We start from the raw sequence: 15,264 nt of genomic DNA, 5'->3' as shown, positions 1-15,264 counted from the left end.
GAGCTTACCCTTTTGCATCTGGTCGCATAATCGTGCTATCCTCTCTCTGAACAATAAGAAATGCCTCATTGACCACCGCCTCGCGGGGTGGTCAAGATGCTGTCGAAGGACTCCCTATGAGAACAATCCTGCTGCTACTCCTCTCCAACGTCTTCATGACCTTTGCCTGGTATGCCCACCTGAAAAACCTCCGCGCCGCCCCCTGGTACATCGCGGTCCTGGCCAGCTGGGGGCTCGCCTTTTTCGAGTACCTGCTGCAGGTCCCCGCCAACCGCGCGGGGTACGGGACCTTCAACCTCGGGCAGCTGAAGATCATCCAGGAAGTCATCACCCTCTCCGTCTTCATCCCCTTCGCGGTCCTCTACATGGGGCAGCAGATGAAGCTCGACTACCTCTGGGCCGCCTGCTGCCTTGGGGGCGCGGTATTTTTTATCTTCCGGAGCTAGCGGGACGGCGGATTCTGTGGCAGGATGAAGTCGCTAAAGCATCTTTTATGAAATCAAAAGGAGGGTACCCATGATTACCGTAGTCGCTTCACTGAAAGTAGCTCCCGGCAAGCGCGCTGAATTCCTCCCCATTTTCAAGTCCTATGCCGAAATCGTTCGCACCGAGAAAGGGTGCGTCGAGTACGCCCCCGGCGTCGACATCGACGCGAACCTCCCGGTACAGCAGTTCGACGAGAACGTGGTGACGCTCGTGGAGCGGTGGCACAGTGTGGACGACCTCGTGGCGCACCTGAACGCCCCGGCCATGCAGTCGTTCAAGGCGCAGGTGGACAACCTGCTGGAGGACCTGTCGGTCAAGGTGCTGCAGACGGCCTAGCGGTGGAAGTATCGTTGAGGGCGGAGAGTGGTCTGCACCACGCCGCCCTCTTCTTGCGTCCGGAAGATGTCGAAGGTGACGCACCGTCTGCACCTTCAGCGGACGGTGCCGCCGAGACACTGGTGAAAATGCGTCCCCTCCCTTTCAAGGGGAGGGACAGGGTGGGGATGGGGTTTGCCCCTCTCGCTCATCCGCTGCCCCGAGGAAGGTACTGCATGACCGGCACGGGGAACAATCTCAATGGTCTGCGTCTGGTGGCGGTCTTCGAGGCGCTGAAAGGGGCGCTGGTGCTCCTTGTGGGGTGCGGACTCCTCGCTTTCATCCACAAGGACCTGCATGACGCGGCGGAGCAACTGGTGCGGGCCCTCCACTTCAACCCGGCGCGTCACTACCCGCGCGTCTTCATCGACGCCACCGCCAACATCAGCAATACCGAGCTCTGGGTACTCTCCCTCTCCGCCTTTCTCTACTCCGCGGTGCGCTTTGCGGAGGCGTACGGCTTGTGGCTGAAGCTCCAGTGGGCAGAGTGGTTCGGCCTTTTGAGCGGCGGCATCTATATTCCGGTGGAGATGTACGAGGTGGCGCGGGAGCTCACCTGGGCGCGCGTCGCCGTCCTCACCGTCAACACCCTCATCGTTTTGTACCTCGCCTATATACTTCTCCGGTCCCGCGGCAGCCACCGCAGAAGGGACGACTAGCTGTACGGGAGGTACTTCTTCAGAGCGGCGAGCGCCCGCTGCACCTTTTCGCGGCTGTGCGCCTCGATGGTGTAGGCTGCGTGCGGTGCGTAGCGCTGCATGAGGGAAAAGAAGAGCTCGAAATCGATCCCCCCCTCCCCTATCGGCAGGTGCTCGTCTTTGAGGCCGCTGTTGTCGTGGATGTGCACCTCCGCTATCCGATCTCCCAGCGCCTCGAACCACTCCTCCATCCCGACCTTCTTGAAAAGGTTCCAGTGCCCGACATCGAAGCAGTGGCGGAATCTCGGATCCTCCACCTCCTCGAAAAGTGACTTCAGCGTCGAGGGCTCCTCCTCGAAGATGTTTTCGATCGCCACCGTCGCCCCGATCCGTTTCGCGTGCTCCAGGACCACCTGCCAGACCCCCACGCTGTGCTCGCGCCACTTGTCCGTCGCCTCCCCGTAGCGCCACCGGTCGAAACCGGGGTGGAAGACGATGACCTCCGGCTCCAGCACCGAGGCCGCGTCGAGCACCTGCCCGAAGCGGAGCATGGTGGCCTCGCGCACGAGGCGCTCCAGCGATCCGGGATTCAGGTCCATGAAGGGGGCGTGAATGGTACAGGACAGACCCGCGCTCTTCAACTCCTGGGCGATGGAGAGGAACTCCTGGCGCACCAGCCCTTCCAGTGCCTCGCCGGAAAAGAAGATCTCGGGGTTGATGCCGTTTTCCAGGATGAAGGGGAGATGCAGCGACAGCTGCGTGTACGGGACGTGAACGAAAACTCTAGGCATTGGTGTGACGACCTTTATCCTTATGTTTGTTGATGAGCTCGTCGGCGCCGGTGCCGCTCCCGATGAGCTGTTCCAGCTTCAGGATGGCGCTCGGCTCCCCGAGGAGGATGAGGGTATCGGCCGCATTGATCTTTGTGTGCGACTCCGGGTTGAAGACCATGTGCCCGTCGCGCGCCTTGATCCCCACGATGATGACTCCGGTCTCCTTCCTGAACCCGGAACTGGCGAGGCTCTCCCCTATGAAGCCGGAGTGCTCCGGGATCACGATCTCCTCCATCTGCAGCTCCAGGTGCTCCCGGCCGGTAGCGATCTCGATGAAGTCGACGACGTTCGGGCGCAGCACCGCCTGCGCCATCCTGCTGCCGCCGATGAGGTACGGGGAGACGACCTTGTTCGCCCCGGCCCTCTTCAGCTTTATCTCGGACCCCTCCTCGCTGGAGCGCGCCAGGATAAAGAGGGCGGGGTTCAGCCCGCGGGCGGTGAGGGTGATGTACACATTCTCCGAGTCCGAGGTCACGACCGAGATGAGCCCCTTCGCCTGCCTGATCCCCGCCTTCAGGAGGGTATCGTCGGAGGTGGCGTCGCCGCGCAGGTAGAGGTACCCCTCCTCCGCCAGGCGGTCGATGACGGCGGGGTCCTTCTCCACGACCACGAAGGGAAGGGGTCGTGCGGCGAACTCGCGGCAGATGAGGGCGCCGATCCGCCCGAACCCGCAGATGATGTAATGCTCCCTCAGTCCTTCGATCGCCTTTTCCACCTTTCTCCTCCCGATGATCCGGTGAAACTGCCCCTCGAACATGATCTGGGCCAGGCTGCCGACGATGTAGCCGATGACGCTCACCCCGAAGAGGATGAGGATCATGGTGAAGATCTTCCCGGCGTGATCCAGCGGGTGCACCTCGTGGAACCCCACGGTGCTCAGGGTGATGACCGTCATGTAGAGCGCGTCGAGCGAGCCCCATCCCTCGATCAGTACATATCCCAGCGTGCCGCACGAAAGCAGCAACAAGAGGACCATGATGGAAATTTTCAGATGCCGGACCGGATCCATCCCCCAGGCTCCTTTCAGCCGACAAGATACAATTGCGGTCTTTAAATTTCAAGCCAATTGCTGCTAAACTGCGTGCTAAGAAAGGGAAACCCTTGACAAATCTGGGACACTGTATACAATTGTGCGCAGAATCGGGAGAGTATAGACATGAAAAGATCAGTAGAAAATCATCTAACCCTGAGAGAGCGCATACTGGGGACGATCCGCGATGCCATCATGAACGGAAGCCTCAAGCCAGGGGAGAAGATTGCGGAGCCGGAGCTCGCGGCACGTTTCGGCATCAGCCGCACCCCGATTCGGGAGGCGTTCCGGCAGCTGGAAAGCGAGGGATACCTGACGGTGATCCCCCGCAAAGGCGCTCTGGTCGCCTCTTTCTCGGCAAAGGACGTCGAGGAGTTCTACGCAATCAAGAGCATACTGGAAGGGTATGCAGCCCGCAAGGCATGTGAGCGGCTGACCCCGAAGGATATAGCAAAGCTGGAGAAGATCAACGAAAAGCTGCGCGCCCTCGCCGAAGAAGGGGACGTGGGACACTTTTTCAAGGTGCACAACACCTTCCATGAAGTTTTCATCAAGGGTGCGGGGAACGAGAAACTTGCCGAGATGATCTTCGCCCTGGTGAAGAAGTTTCAGCGCCTGCGGCTCGCGTCACTGGCAAAGCCCGGGAGGATGCAGGTCTCGGTGGAAGAGCACGAAAAGATCATCGATGCCTTCCGCAGCAGGAACCCGCATCTGGCCGAGGCGCTGGTGCAAAAGAATGCCGAGTACGGCGGCAGGGTCCTCATAGAAGAAGAAAAAGGCGCCCCCCCCGCGTCGGTCCCGGCAGATCTCGACCTCTAAAGGTTCCGTTGAGCCGGCTGCGGCGCGCGACACAGGCTTAAATTCAAGACCTGACCCCGGGGTCAGGTCTTGAATTATAAGGTTCTCGCCCCCTGCGCACCCCAGACACCACGCCCCCCTTGCACCGCACCCACCCCCGCCACCGCCGAAACCACCCGATTTTTCGCCAACAATGAGTTTTAACTTTTATTTTTGCTGCAGGGCTGTATAATTCCACGTTTTATCCTCCAAGTTAAAGAAAACACGAGATATAGCTAATGAGCACGTACGCCTTGATCCCAGCAGCGGGGATGGGGAAGCGCATGGGCGCAGGGATGAACAAGCAGTACCTTCTTCTCGACGGGAAGCCCATCCTTGCCCACACACTGGCAGTTTTTGAAGAGGCCCCCTTCATCGACGGCATCTACCTCGTCGTGCCGGAGCAGGAGATCCCGTTCTGCCGCACGGAGGTCGTGGAGCGCTTCGGGTTCACCAAGGTGCGCGGCATTGTCCCGGGGGGGGCCGAGCGCCAGCATTCGGTTCGCAACGGGCTCTGTGCCATGACCGGGGCGGCGGAGGACGACGTCATTCTCATCCACGACGGCGTGCGCCCTTTCGTTACCGCAGCCATGCTCGAGGCCGCTGCACGGGGCGCTTCACGCAGCGCAGGAGCCGTTGTGGCGGTCCCGGTGAAGGACACGGTGAAAGTCGCCGCCGACGGCATGATAGTGGAGACACCTCCCCGCGCAGGACTCTGGCTTGCCCAGACTCCGCAGGCCTTCCGCTACGGCGTCATCCGCGAGGCTCACGAAGCTGCCGAGAAGGAAGGGTTCCTCGGCACGGACGACGCGTCTCTCCTGGAGCGCCACGGCTCACGGCTCGAGATCGTCGCCGGCGACTACCGCAACATCAAGATCACCACCCCCGAGGACATGCTCCTTGCAGAGGCCTTCCTCAAGGTGTCATGATAGGGAACATGCAATTTACTCAGGAGGAGCGATATGAGGATCGGTAACGGATACGACGTACACAGACTGGTGGCGGGAAGAAAGCTCATCATGGGTGGCGTGGACATCCCCTACGGCAAGGGGCTCCTCGGGCATTCCGACGCGGACGTCCTTTTGCACGCCATTTCCGACGCCATCCTCGGCGCCATCGGCGAGGGGGACATCGGGCGCCATTTCCCCGACACGGATCCCGCCTACAAGGGTGCGGACAGCCTGAAGCTCCTGCGCCACGTCATGGCGCTCGCCGAGGGGAAAGGGTACTCCATCGGGAACGTCGACGGGACCATCGTGGCACAGCGCCCGAAGCTCGCTCCCTACATCCAGCAGATGAGGCGCAACATTGCAAAGGCGCTCGACACCGACGAGGACCGCATCAACGTAAAGGCGACCACCACCGAGGAGCTCGGGTTCACCGGGCGCGGCGAGGGGATCGCCGCCTATGCCGTGGCGCTCCTGCAGAGAAAGCGCTAGCATCAAGCTCGGGGAGATCCCTCCCCTGCAGACGAAGGACATACCGCCAGACCATCACCAGGACAGGGCCATGAACAGCACCGAGATCACAGCGGCGGAGAAACCCGCCAACTTCATCAGAAACATAGTCATCGACGACCTGCAGAGCGGGAAGCACGACCTCATCGTGACCCGTTTCCCGCCGGAGCCGAACGGCTACCTGCACATAGGACACGCCAAATCGATCTGCCTGAATTTCGGCCTGGCCCGCGACTTCCAGGGTCGCTGCCACCTCCGCTTCGACGACACGAACCCGGCAAAGGAAGAGGTGGAGTACGAAGAGTCGATCCGCGACAGCGTAAAGTGGCTCGGCTTTGACTGGGGCGAGCACATGTACTACGCCTCCGACTACTTCGAGCGGCTCTTCCAGTACGCGCTCGACCTGATCCGCGCCGGCAAGGCCTACGTCGACAGCCTCTCCGCCGAGGAGATGCGCGCCTACCGCGGCACCCTCACCGAGCCGGGGAAGGAAAGCCCCTACCGCACCCGCGCGGTCGAGGAAAACCTCGACCTCTTCCAGCGCATGAAGGACGGCGATTTCCCGGACGGCGCCCACGTGCTGCGCGCGAAGATCGATATGAACTCCCCGAACCTCAACATGCGCGATCCGGTGATCTACCGCATAAAGAGAGTGGAGCACCATCGCACCGGAGCGGTGTGGTGCATCTACCCGATGTACGACTACGCGCACTGCATCTCCGACGCCATCGAGGGGATCACCCACTCCGTCTGCACCCTTGAGTTCGAGGACCACCGCCCTCTCTACGACTGGGTGCTGGACCAGCTCGACGTCCCCTGCCATCCGCGGCAGATCGAGTTCGCCCGCCTGAACCTGAGCTACACCGTCATGAGCAAGAGGAAGCTTCTGGAGCTCGTGCAGGAGAAACTGGTGGACGGCTGGGACGACCCGCGCATGCCGACCCTCGTCGGTCTGCGGCGCCGCGGCTACACTCCGGAGTCGATCCGCAACTTCTGCGAGACGATCGGGGTCGGCAAAAGCGACAGCTGGATCGACATGAGCCTCCTCGAGGAGAGCGTCCGCGAGGACCTGAACGTCCGCGCCCCCCGCGCCATGGCGGTGCTGCGCCCCCTGAAGGTCGTCATCGAGGGGTACCCGGAAGGGGAGACGGAGGAGTTCGAGGCGGCGAACCACCCGAACGATCCGACCATGGGGGTCAGGAAGGTCCCGTTCTGCCGCGAGGTGTACATCGAGCGCGACGACTTCATGGAGGAGCCGGTAAAAGGGTTCTTCAGGCTCGCGCCGGGGCAGGAGGTGCGCCTCCGCTACGCCTATCTCGTGCGCTGCACAGAGGTCATAAAGGATGACCAGGGGGAGGTTGTGGAGGTCCGCTGCAGCTACGACCCCGCATCCCGCGGCGGCAGCGCCCCCGACGGCCGCAAGGTCAAGGGAACCATTCACTGGGTCTCCGCGCGCCACGCCGTCGAGGCGGAGGTGCGGGTATACGACCGCCTCTTCACCACCTCGAACCCCGGCAACGGCGACTACCGCACCGTGCTGAACCCCAACTCCAAAGAAACCCTCACCGCCTATCTCGAGCCCTCCCTGGCGCAGGCGGAGAAGGAGAGCCGGTTCCAGTTCGAGCGGCTCGGCTACTTCTACGCCGACCTCGTGGACAGCCGCCCCGGCGCTCCAGTCTTCAACCGCACCGCGACGCTGCGCGATTCGTGGGGGAAGGGACAGCAGTAACAGGGACGGAGCCCCCTCTGCTCCGTCCGCACCACAAACCATACAATGAGTGCGGCGGCCCTCCGCCGCACCTGCCAAAGGAAGAGATCTCATGGCATTGCGCGTCTACAATACCCTCACCGGCAGCAAGGAAGAATTCGTCCCCATCAACCCCGGGAAGGTGGGGATGTACGTATGCGGCGTCACGGTCTACGACCACTGCCACATCGGACATGCCCGCGCCTACGTCGCCTTCGACACCATCTACCGCTATCTGCGCGCCAGCGGCTACGACGTCACCTACGTGCGCAACTACACGGACATCGACGACAAGATCATCAACCGGGCGAACCGGGACGGGCTGGCGTTCAACGAGGTCTCCGAGCGCTTCATCGGGGAGTTCGACCGCGACATGGAGGCCCTTTCGGTCGATCTTCCCACTATCCAGCCGAAGGCGACGGAGCACGTCGGGGAGATCATCGCCCTCATCGAGACGCTCATCGAGAAGGGGGTGGCGTACCAGTGCGGCTCCGACGTCAACTTCGGCGTGGAGTCGTTCGACGGGTACCTGAAGCTCTCCAAGAGAAACCTGGAGGACATGCAGGCGGGCGCACGGATCGAGGTGGACGAGCGCAAGAGGCACCCCATGGATTTCGCCCTGTGGAAGGGTGCCAAGCCCGGCGAGCCGTTCTGGGAGTCGCCGTGGGGGGAGGGGCGCCCCGGGTGGCACATCGAGTGCTCCGCCATGAGCATGAAATACCTGGGGGAGAGCTTCGACATCCACGGCGGCGGGAAGGACCTGATCTTCCCGCACCACGAAAACGAGATCGCCCAGACCGAAGCGGCCACCGGGAAGCCGTTCGTGAAGTACTGGCTGCACAACGGGTTCGTAAACATCGATTCCGAGAAGATGAGCAAGTCGCTGGGGAACTTCTTCACCATCAAGCAGGTGCTTGAGAAGTACGACGCGGAGGTGCTGCGCTTCTTCCTTCTCTCCGCGCACTACCGCTCGCCGATCGACTTCTCCGACTTCAACCTGAACGAGGCGGAGCAACGGCTGGAGCGGATCTACAGCGCACTTGCCGCCGTGAAGGAGCAGATCGCCAAAGGGGGCGCCTCCACCTCCGGCGCCTCGGAGCTCCGGGAAAAATGCGCGAATCTGGCACAGCGCTTCACCGAGGCGATGGACGACGACTTCAACACCGCCCTGGCCCTCGGGCACGTCTTCGACCTCGTGCGCACTCTGAACCGCGAGATCGAGGAGGCGCCGCTGCCGCTCCTGCAGCAGGTTGAGCAGGAGATTGCGGCGATCGCGCGAGTACTCGGGGTCCTCGACTCCGAACCGGCCGAATTCCTGGAGCGGATGCGCCAGAGAAAGAGCAAGGACGCGGGGATTTCGGAGGCGGAGATCGAGAGCCTCATCGTGGAGCGCGCCGAGGCGCGCAAGGCGAAGGACTTCAAGAAGAGCGACGAGATCAGGGACCGCCTGCTGCAGCACAACATCGTCCTTCTGGACACCGCGCAGGGGACCGTGTGGAAGGCTAAATAGGAGGGGCCGGCGGGCTTCGCGGAGGAGCCCGCCCCTCTCCACCCGGAGTTGTGCCAGTATTGGCACTTGTTAATTTTTCAGAACTGCAGACACAAAAAAAGGCCGCGTGAGCGGCCTATTTTTTGTACTGCAGGTATGTTGTGTCAGTCTATGCTGCCTTCTTGTTCGGCTCCATCGTTGCCCTTGCTTTCACGAGTTCCATAGCTTCACGCATGATCTCGGAAACGCTTTTCTTGGTGGTGGCCATGATCTCTTCGAGAGTCTCACGTTCTGCGTCGCTGATCCTCATGGAGATTACGTTGTACCTCGGGTTTTCTCTCATTCTTCCCATTTTTTCGCTCCTTTTAGATAGTTGGCAGCTTTCGCTGTTGATTTCCCCCTATATACTGCTACATGCGTGCCAAAGTCGCACAAGGAGCAAAAAACGAGATAACCCTCCGTTATTCCTGGTAAATATAATTTACTCAGTATACGTTATAAGCAACAACTGTGTATACAACTTGAGCCACATTTGGCACACCTGCACCATTACCACCCAGTCGGCGTGTGCCAAAGCGGAAACACCCCTCCAAAACTACTCCTCGCCATGGTCCCGGGCCCTTATACTCCGTCCTTTCAGGCCGTGCTTGTCCAATATGCGGTAAAAGGTGCGTCTGGGGATGTTTGCAAGTTGTGCCGCTTTTGACACATTACCTCCGGCGTCATTCAGATACCGCTGGATCAGCTTCTTTTCCACCCGGAGCACGTGCGGTTCGCGCTCCTTTTTGAAGGAGCGCAGGTCGATGACGTCCTCCCCTTCCTCCGCGTAGCTCTCTGCGAAGGCAAGTGGGAGATTGCCGAGCTTTATGAGCTCGTCGTTGGTGAGGACCGCGGCACGCTCGATGATGTTCTGCATCTCCCTGATGTTACCCGGCCAGGGGTAGCGCATCATGGCGTTGATGGCGCGCTCCTCTATCCCCACGATGTTCTTGCCGAGCTTCTTGCGCGACTTGTCCAGGAAGTAGTGTGCCAGCTCCGGTATGGACTTGGTCCTTTCCCGCAGCGGCGGCATGGTGATGGAGAAGACGTTGAGCCGGTAATAGAGGTCCTCGCGGAACCAGCCGTCGCGCACGCCGTCCTCCAGGCACTTGTTGGTGGCGGCGATGAGGCGCACGTCGACACGCTTCGAGGAGGTTCCGCCGACCGGCCGCACCTCACCGATATCGAGGACCCTCAGGAGTTCCCCCTGCAGCTTCGGGGTAATGTCCCCGATCTCGTCGAGGAAAATCGTGCCGCCGTCTGCGGCCTCGAAAAGCCCTTTCTTGTCCGCGATGGCGCCGGTGAACGCCCCCTTCTTGTGGCCGAAGAGCTCGCTCTCCAGAAGGGAGTCGGTGATGGCGGTGCAGTTCACCGTGACGAGGAGCTTGTCCCCTCTCTTGCTGAGCCGGTGGATGGCGCGGGCGGCGAGCTCCTTTCCGGTCCCGGACTCGCCGCGCACGAGGACCGTGGTGGGGGTGGGACCGACCTGCTTTATCTGCTCCAGCGCCTCCAGCGTCTTGCTGTCGGAGCCGACGATGAATTCGTCTCTCGTCCCCTGGTCGAGCTCACGCTTGGCGAGCTCGTATTTCTGGATCAGTCGGCCGCGCTCCTCCTCGAGCTGCTGCAGGTTGTGCGGCAGGCACATCTCCAGGTCGGCGAGCCCCTGGAAGACGGCGACGGCATACTCCCGGCAGGTGCGGTAGCCGCAGGCGCGGCAGTCGAGCTCGTCCTTGCGGGTGAACTTGTTCGTCGCCTGCAGGATCTTCTTCACGTCCGACCCCTTCGGCAGCGGCAGCTTCGCGTGCCGGTCGGTGAAAGAGCGGGTGAAGGTGATGCCGGAGAGGTCGGAGAGGTACGGCTCTGAGGTGCGGTATTCCGGCGGGCTCTTGAAGTGGGAGATGACCTGGTTTCGGCGGGAGAACTCGGTGATGTCGCTGTTCTTACCAGGGCCGCCGATGCAGCCGTCGTAGCAGTAGCGCAGGTCGACGAGCTTCGGGCTGATCCTCCCCGCCGCGAGATCCTTCACGATCCCCATCACGTTGACCTCCCCTTCCGCTGTCATGATCTCGGTGTCGAGGGGGTCGATGTCGAGGTTCAGCGCACGGAAGGAGCCTTGCGAAAGGGAAAAGAGCCTGCCGAGGTGGGGCTCGCGGCCGTCGAACGGCTCCGGCTCGATCTTCGTGATGTCGATGGAACGGGAACTGAAGATCGACTCCAGCTCCCGGTAGGTCAGCACCAGATCGACCGCCCCGCACGCCTTTTCGTCTTCCACCTGGAACTTCGCCGCCACGCACGAGCTTATGTACACGACTTTCACATGGCTGCCGAGGATTCCCTTCACCATCCGCCCCATCGCCACCATGTGGGTTACCGCCCCCACCAGGTTTTTCAGGAGCTGGGGGTAGTGGCGCTCGATGAGGTCGATGACCGCAGGGCAGTGGGAGGAGATGAGGGGCCCCTCGCTCGTCTCCAGCGCCTTTGCGTACTCGAGGCCGATGAGCTCCACCCCGCTGGCCCCCTCGTGCACCTCCGCAAATCCTGCGCGCCTGATCCCCGCGGCAAGCTGCCCCGGCGTGGCATAGTGGAAGTATGAGGGGAAGGAGCAGCCGAGGACGGCGACGACGATGTCCCGCGACGCGAGAAGCTGCTCCGTCACGGAGACGTTGTCGGAGAGGACCTTTGCGTGCTGCGGGCAGTTGCTGAGGCAGTTGCCGCAGCCGATGCAGCGCTCAGGAATGATGTCGGTGTAGGTGTTCTCGACCTTGATTGCCTTCACCGGACAGCTCCTCATGCAGGAGTAGCACTTGCGGCAATGGTCTGAAATGGTGATTATCGGGTACATGGTTTGCCCTCGGAAGGTGGCGAGTGAATGATTAAAAAAGGTTGGCCTATAGTACCTGATTAGCGAAAAGTGTGCAACAAGTGGCACAGCAAAAAAAGACACAAAAAAACCCTAGCGACTAGGAGGGCAAGTCGGCTAGGGGAAGGGGGGTCTTGCAACCCCCCGCAACTCTTTTGTTAAGCCCAGTATACCGCTGCATGTCAGGTGATGCAAGTGGTCATCATATCGAGACATTGTCTACATCATCATGACCTGAAGGCGCGGCGACCACTGCCCCGGCGCGCTGCGACAGAGGAGAATCGGGATGACCGACCCGTTCTCCTTTGGCGTGAAGCCAGTGTGGGAGCGGCCTTCCGCATTGCGCGCCTTAATTGCGCTATGCTATATAGGAGAACCGTTTCCATCACAGGAGCCGCCCATGGAACTCAATCTTGAAGAGCAGGGTCTCGTTGCCACCTACCGCAGGCTGAATGAAAAGGGGAAGAAGGAACTCGCCGGCTTCGCCTCCTCCCTCCTGGAGGCCGCCAAAGCCGCAGCTGCGGAGGAGCCGGAATCGACCGCCGGCAGCTGCAAGATCTCACGGGAAGAAGAACGCCCCGAAACCGCCGCAGAGCCGATCTGCACCGAGTGAAAGAAATGACATTGCTACGCCCTATTTTCCGGCTCCTCCTGATCCTTGCGCTCCTGGCAGCGCCGCACCTCTCCGCCGCGGCGGACCTTCCACGCCTCACCGCCCCCCCCACCGGGGAGCGGTGGTTCAGCGTCAACATGGATGGTGAGCGGGTAGGCTTCGCCCACCAGGTGATCACACGCCTCGAAGACGGATACCAGATGGAGGCGGAGGGGAGCGTCAAGATGCTGGTGATGGGCTTCTCCCGCGACGCGAGTTCCAACGAGTGCTACTACGTGGGGAAAGACCTCTCCCTGCGCTCCTTCACCGTCGAGCAGACCATCGACGGCAGCCGGGCCACACTGAGCGGTGAGATGACCCCGAAGGGGATCAAGGTCACCATCGAGAGCGCCAGCGGCAAGAAGGAAAAGCTCATCAAGGCGAAGGGGCCGGTGTACCCTCCCCCCGCGCTGAATCTCCTGCCCCTGATGCAGCAGGGGAAGCCGGGGAAGAAGGTGAAGGTTTCACTCTTCGATCCCGAGGCGCTGAAGGTAAAGCAGGTAACAGTGACGGTGGTGGGGTCGGAGTCGGTTGCCGGGAAAGAGGCGATTCATCTCAAGAACAACCTCTACTCCTTCGTAGACAACGACATCTGGGTCGACCTCCAAGGTAACAGCATCAAGGAATCGGTACGGGACGACCTGGTGGTGACCAGCGCCGAAGACGAGAAGAGCGCCAGGAACTACCTCGCCAACGCGGCCGTCGCCAAAAAGGACCTCATCCTCGATTTCAGCCTGATCCGGCTGGAGAAGCAGATTCAGAGCCCGGAGCGGTTGAAGCGGCTCGTCGTCGATTTCATCGACATGCCGAAGAATCTCCCGCTGATCCAGGGGGCCAGACAGCAGGCGACCGTCCTCCCAGACGGCACTGTCCGCTTTACCATGTCCGGGGAGACGAAAGGGGCGCCGGCACCGGCACCCCCCGAAGGATACCTGCAGCCAGCCGAACGGATCCCGAGCGACAACCCCGAAATAGTGAAGCAAAAGGATGCAGTGGTGGGGAGCGAGCAGGACCCCGGGCGCAAGGTGGACGCACTGGTGGCGTGGGTGGCTCGTGAGATCCAGGGGACCGTCACGGACAGCCAGAGCCCGGTGGAGACCCTCCAGAAAAAAAACGGCAACTGCCAGTCGCACGCCCGGCTCTATACGGCAATGGCACGCGCCGCCGGGGTCCCATCCCGCTTTGTTTCCGGCGTTGTCTATGCTCCGGGGAAAGGATTTTTGTACCACAGCTGGGCGGAGAGCTACCTGAACGGCATGTGGGTTCCGGTCGACCCGACTTTCGGGCAGAATCCGGCGGACCTCACCCACATAAAGGTCGAGGAGGGTGATACGCCGGACGACATGGCGACGCTGGCAGTAATGGTCGGCAAGGTGAAGGCAAAGCTGGTGGAACAGCAGTACTAGGCGGTTCACGCCTAAGAAAGGCAAATCCCCCCTGTCCCCAGCGTTGTCCGGTTAGGTTCTTGCTCTCTGAAATCTTTGATATTGCTGTACTTTTTGCTTGACATCTGTTGAAGGGTGGCGCGCGCCGCGTTCGTAACTACGTAATTCGGGAGTGGTTACGACATGCGTCCCTTCAGCAGACAAAAGCCGCAGAATCCTTATGAATTTAATAGACTTCTCGACCCAGTAAAGAGATCATGCACCCCTGTTTCTCCACTTACATCGAGAGGTTACCGACCGTTGCAACTGTCATTCGACGATCAGCTAAAGGCCCTTGTCTACTACCATCTCCAGGAATTCTCTTCTGGAAGAGAACTGATCCAGGCCCTGGAACAGGACAATTTCGCCAAGGAATGTGTTGCGCCACCTAAAGGCGTTAAAAAATCCGCCTTTTTTGAGGCTATCAACACACGTGGACTCGAACAACTCACTGAAATCTTTGGAGCACTGGCGAAAGAGGCTCGCAAAGTCATTCCCGCCCAACACGCAGAACTTGGCAACCTTGTTGGCATCGATGGATCTGTCATCGACGCTTTGATGTCCATGGATTGGGCGCAGTACTCAAGCACTCACAATAAAGCCAAAGCCCACGTAGGCCTTGATCTGAACCGTGGTGTGCCGACGAGTGTGGTCGTGACTGACGCTAACCAGGTGGAGCGGCAGTATGTAGACCGTATCCTCCAGCCTGGCGAAACTGCTGTCCTTGATCGAGGGTACCAATGCAACGCCGACTTCGATCAGTGGCAAGAAGACGGCAAACTCTTTATCTGCCGCATCCAGCAGAGAGCCAGAAAGAAGGTCGTCCGTCAAAATCCTCTTCCGCACAGTGACATCGTCTTTTATGACGCCATCGTTATTCTGGGCAAGAAGGGGCTCACTGAAGGGCAGAAAGAGCTCCGAGTAGTTGGCTATCGCGTTGACCGAAAGGAATACTGGGTTGCGACAAACCGCTATGACCTTACCGCTGAACAGGTGGCCGAAGCCTACAAACTACGTTGGAACATAGAGACCTTCTTTGGCTGGTGGAAACGATACCTCAACGTCTACCACTTAATCGCCAGAAGCCAGTATGGCGTGATGGTGCAGGTCCTTAGTGGACTTATCACTTACCTTCTCCTGGCCATTTACTGCCAAGAACAGCATAACGAGCGGGTGAGCATCAATCGTGTCAGAGAGCTAAGAAACAAAATCGCTAGTGAAGCTGCTGGAATGGCAGCTGAAGCCTCTAGACTGCGAAAAAATGAGGCCAAAAAAAACCGAAAAAAGCAGAAACGACGCAAAGCAAAAACCTAACCGGACAACGCTGCCCTGTCCCCCCTTCGCAAAGGGGGGAACGTGAGGGGGCGGTTCTTCGTTATGCGACCGGCCTAAATGAC

Annotated in this window: 15 protein-coding genes; 11 read left to right on the top strand and 4 right to left on the bottom strand. The window is 60.4% G+C overall.

Annotation, left to right across the window (positions count from 1 at the left end; translation table 11 throughout):
* Nucleotides 1–116: 116 nt before the first annotated feature.
* From LPW11_RS09310 to LPW11_RS09300, 3 genes are all read left to right on the top strand, one after another.
* Nucleotides 117–446, top strand: a complete 330-nt coding sequence (locus tag LPW11_RS09310) for a DMT family protein (RefSeq protein ID WP_230997846.1) — start codon at nucleotides 117–119, stop codon at nucleotides 444–446.
* Between the two features lie 70 nt (nucleotides 447–516).
* The gene (locus tag LPW11_RS09305; protein WP_230997845.1) at nucleotides 517–822 is read left to right on the top strand and encodes a putative quinol monooxygenase; all 306 of its coding nucleotides are present in this window, start codon (nucleotides 517–519) and stop codon (nucleotides 820–822) included.
* Between the two features lie 215 nt (nucleotides 823–1,037).
* Entirely contained in the window at nucleotides 1,038–1,520 is a 483-nt protein-coding gene (locus LPW11_RS09300; RefSeq protein WP_230997844.1) for a DUF2127 domain-containing protein, read from the top strand.
* On the opposite strand, the gene LPW11_RS09295 is transcribed toward LPW11_RS09300, so the two are convergent.
* Together LPW11_RS09295 and LPW11_RS09290 are read right to left on the bottom strand one after the other, a co-directional pair.
* On the bottom strand, nucleotides 1,517–2,290 hold the full coding sequence (locus tag LPW11_RS09295; protein WP_230997843.1) for a sugar phosphate isomerase/epimerase family protein: 774 nt from the start codon (nucleotides 2,288–2,290) through the stop codon (nucleotides 1,517–1,519). The two genes, LPW11_RS09300 and LPW11_RS09295, sit on opposite strands and share 4 nt — an antisense overlap.
* Complete coding sequence (locus tag LPW11_RS09290) at nucleotides 2,283–3,341, bottom strand: potassium channel family protein (RefSeq protein ID WP_230997842.1); 1,059 nt, start codon at nucleotides 3,339–3,341, stop codon at nucleotides 2,283–2,285. The genes LPW11_RS09295 and LPW11_RS09290 overlap by 8 nt, the downstream gene beginning before the upstream one ends.
* A gap of 147 nt (nucleotides 3,342–3,488) precedes the next feature.
* Between LPW11_RS09290 and LPW11_RS09285 the strand changes: the two genes are divergently transcribed.
* The 5 genes from LPW11_RS09285 to cysS all read left to right on the top strand — a co-directional run bounded on the left by LPW11_RS09285 (nucleotide 3,489) and on the right by cysS (nucleotide 8,913).
* Complete coding sequence (locus LPW11_RS09285; protein WP_230997841.1) at nucleotides 3,489–4,181, top strand: GntR family transcriptional regulator; 693 nt, start codon at nucleotides 3,489–3,491, stop codon at nucleotides 4,179–4,181.
* 257 nt (nucleotides 4,182–4,438) lie between these two features.
* A complete protein-coding gene (gene ispD / locus LPW11_RS09280; protein ID WP_230997840.1) occupies nucleotides 4,439–5,128 on the top strand; it encodes a 2-C-methyl-D-erythritol 4-phosphate cytidylyltransferase in 690 nt (229 codons plus the stop codon).
* A gap of 33 nt (nucleotides 5,129–5,161) precedes the next feature.
* Nucleotides 5,162–5,638, top strand: coding sequence for a 2-C-methyl-D-erythritol 2,4-cyclodiphosphate synthase (ispF, locus tag LPW11_RS09275; RefSeq protein WP_230997839.1), 477 nt, complete (start codon nucleotides 5,162–5,164; stop codon nucleotides 5,636–5,638).
* A 70-nt stretch (nucleotides 5,639–5,708) separates the two neighbouring features.
* Nucleotides 5,709–7,385, top strand: coding sequence for a glutamine--tRNA ligase/YqeY domain fusion protein (locus LPW11_RS09270; protein ID WP_230997838.1), 1,677 nt, complete (start codon nucleotides 5,709–5,711; stop codon nucleotides 7,383–7,385).
* Nucleotides 7,386–7,476: 91 nt separating this feature from the next.
* Nucleotides 7,477–8,913 carry a cysteine--tRNA ligase gene (gene cysS, locus LPW11_RS09265; protein ID WP_230997837.1) on the top strand — a complete coding sequence of 479 codons (1,437 nt, stop codon included), beginning with the start codon at nucleotides 7,477–7,479 and terminating at the stop codon, nucleotides 8,911–8,913.
* Nucleotides 8,914–9,061: 148 nt separating this feature from the next.
* Here cysS and LPW11_RS09260 read toward each other — a convergent pair whose 3' ends face one another.
* Complete coding sequence (locus tag LPW11_RS09260; protein ID WP_230997836.1) at nucleotides 9,062–9,244, bottom strand: ribbon-helix-helix protein, CopG family; 183 nt, start codon at nucleotides 9,242–9,244, stop codon at nucleotides 9,062–9,064.
* A gap of 243 nt (nucleotides 9,245–9,487) precedes the next feature.
* Nucleotides 9,488–11,773, bottom strand: coding sequence for a sigma 54-interacting transcriptional regulator (locus tag LPW11_RS09255; RefSeq protein ID WP_230997835.1), 2,286 nt, complete (start codon nucleotides 11,771–11,773; stop codon nucleotides 9,488–9,490).
* A 418-nt stretch (nucleotides 11,774–12,191) separates the two neighbouring features.
* On the opposite strand from LPW11_RS09255, the gene LPW11_RS09250 reads away from it, so the two are divergent.
* From LPW11_RS09250 to LPW11_RS09240, 3 genes are all read left to right on the top strand, one after another.
* Nucleotides 12,192–12,404 carry a hypothetical protein gene (locus tag LPW11_RS09250; RefSeq protein WP_230997834.1) on the top strand — a complete coding sequence of 71 codons (213 nt, stop codon included), beginning with the start codon at nucleotides 12,192–12,194 and terminating at the stop codon, nucleotides 12,402–12,404.
* A 5-nt stretch (nucleotides 12,405–12,409) separates the two neighbouring features.
* Complete coding sequence (locus tag LPW11_RS09245; RefSeq protein ID WP_230997833.1) at nucleotides 12,410–13,849, top strand: transglutaminase-like domain-containing protein; 1,440 nt, start codon at nucleotides 12,410–12,412, stop codon at nucleotides 13,847–13,849.
* A gap of 162 nt (nucleotides 13,850–14,011) precedes the next feature.
* Nucleotides 14,012–15,181 (top strand): IS4 family transposase, encoded by a 1,170-nt coding sequence (locus LPW11_RS09240; protein WP_230996629.1) that lies wholly within the window; start codon nucleotides 14,012–14,014, stop codon nucleotides 15,179–15,181.
* The last annotated feature ends 83 nt before the right edge of the window (nucleotides 15,182–15,264 follow it).

The sequence above is a fragment of the Geomonas sp. RF6 genome (assembly GCF_021044625.1).
Lineage (GTDB): Bacteria > Desulfobacterota > Desulfuromonadia > Geobacterales > Geobacteraceae > RF6.
The sequence above is the reverse complement of the archived record's forward strand: the minus strand, read 5'-3'. Positions and strand labels throughout refer to the sequence as shown.

Excerpts from the sequence above, each read along its gene's own strand:
- LPW11_RS09260 (WP_230997836.1), bottom strand. The coding sequence starts at position 9,244 with ATGGGAAGAATGAGAGAAAACCCGAGGTACAACGTAATCTCCATGAGG.
- LPW11_RS09250 (WP_230997834.1), top strand. The coding sequence starts at position 12,192 with ATGGAACTCAATCTTGAAGAGCAGGGTCTCGTTGCCACCTACCGCAGG.
- LPW11_RS09240 (WP_230996629.1), top strand. The coding sequence starts at position 14,012 with ATGCGTCCCTTCAGCAGACAAAAGCCGCAGAATCCTTATGAATTTAAT.
- LPW11_RS09310 (WP_230997846.1), top strand. The coding sequence starts at position 117 with ATGAGAACAATCCTGCTGCTACTCCTCTCCAACGTCTTCATGACCTTT.
- LPW11_RS09290 (WP_230997842.1), bottom strand. The coding sequence starts at position 3,341 with ATGGATCCGGTCCGGCATCTGAAAATTTCCATCATGGTCCTCTTGTTG.
- LPW11_RS09255 (WP_230997835.1), bottom strand. The coding sequence starts at position 11,773 with ATGTACCCGATAATCACCATTTCAGACCATTGCCGCAAGTGCTACTCC.
- LPW11_RS09285 (WP_230997841.1), top strand. The coding sequence starts at position 3,489 with ATGAAAAGATCAGTAGAAAATCATCTAACCCTGAGAGAGCGCATACTG.
- cysS (WP_230997837.1), top strand. The coding sequence starts at position 7,477 with ATGGCATTGCGCGTCTACAATACCCTCACCGGCAGCAAGGAAGAATTC.
- LPW11_RS09295 (WP_230997843.1), bottom strand. The coding sequence starts at position 2,290 with ATGCCTAGAGTTTTCGTTCACGTCCCGTACACGCAGCTGTCGCTGCAT.
- LPW11_RS09300 (WP_230997844.1), top strand. The coding sequence starts at position 1,038 with ATGACCGGCACGGGGAACAATCTCAATGGTCTGCGTCTGGTGGCGGTC.
- ispD (WP_230997840.1), top strand. The coding sequence starts at position 4,439 with ATGAGCACGTACGCCTTGATCCCAGCAGCGGGGATGGGGAAGCGCATG.
- ispF (WP_230997839.1), top strand. The coding sequence starts at position 5,162 with ATGAGGATCGGTAACGGATACGACGTACACAGACTGGTGGCGGGAAGA.
- LPW11_RS09245 (WP_230997833.1), top strand. The coding sequence starts at position 12,410 with ATGACATTGCTACGCCCTATTTTCCGGCTCCTCCTGATCCTTGCGCTC.
- LPW11_RS09270 (WP_230997838.1), top strand. The coding sequence starts at position 5,709 with ATGAACAGCACCGAGATCACAGCGGCGGAGAAACCCGCCAACTTCATC.
- LPW11_RS09305 (WP_230997845.1), top strand. The coding sequence starts at position 517 with ATGATTACCGTAGTCGCTTCACTGAAAGTAGCTCCCGGCAAGCGCGCT.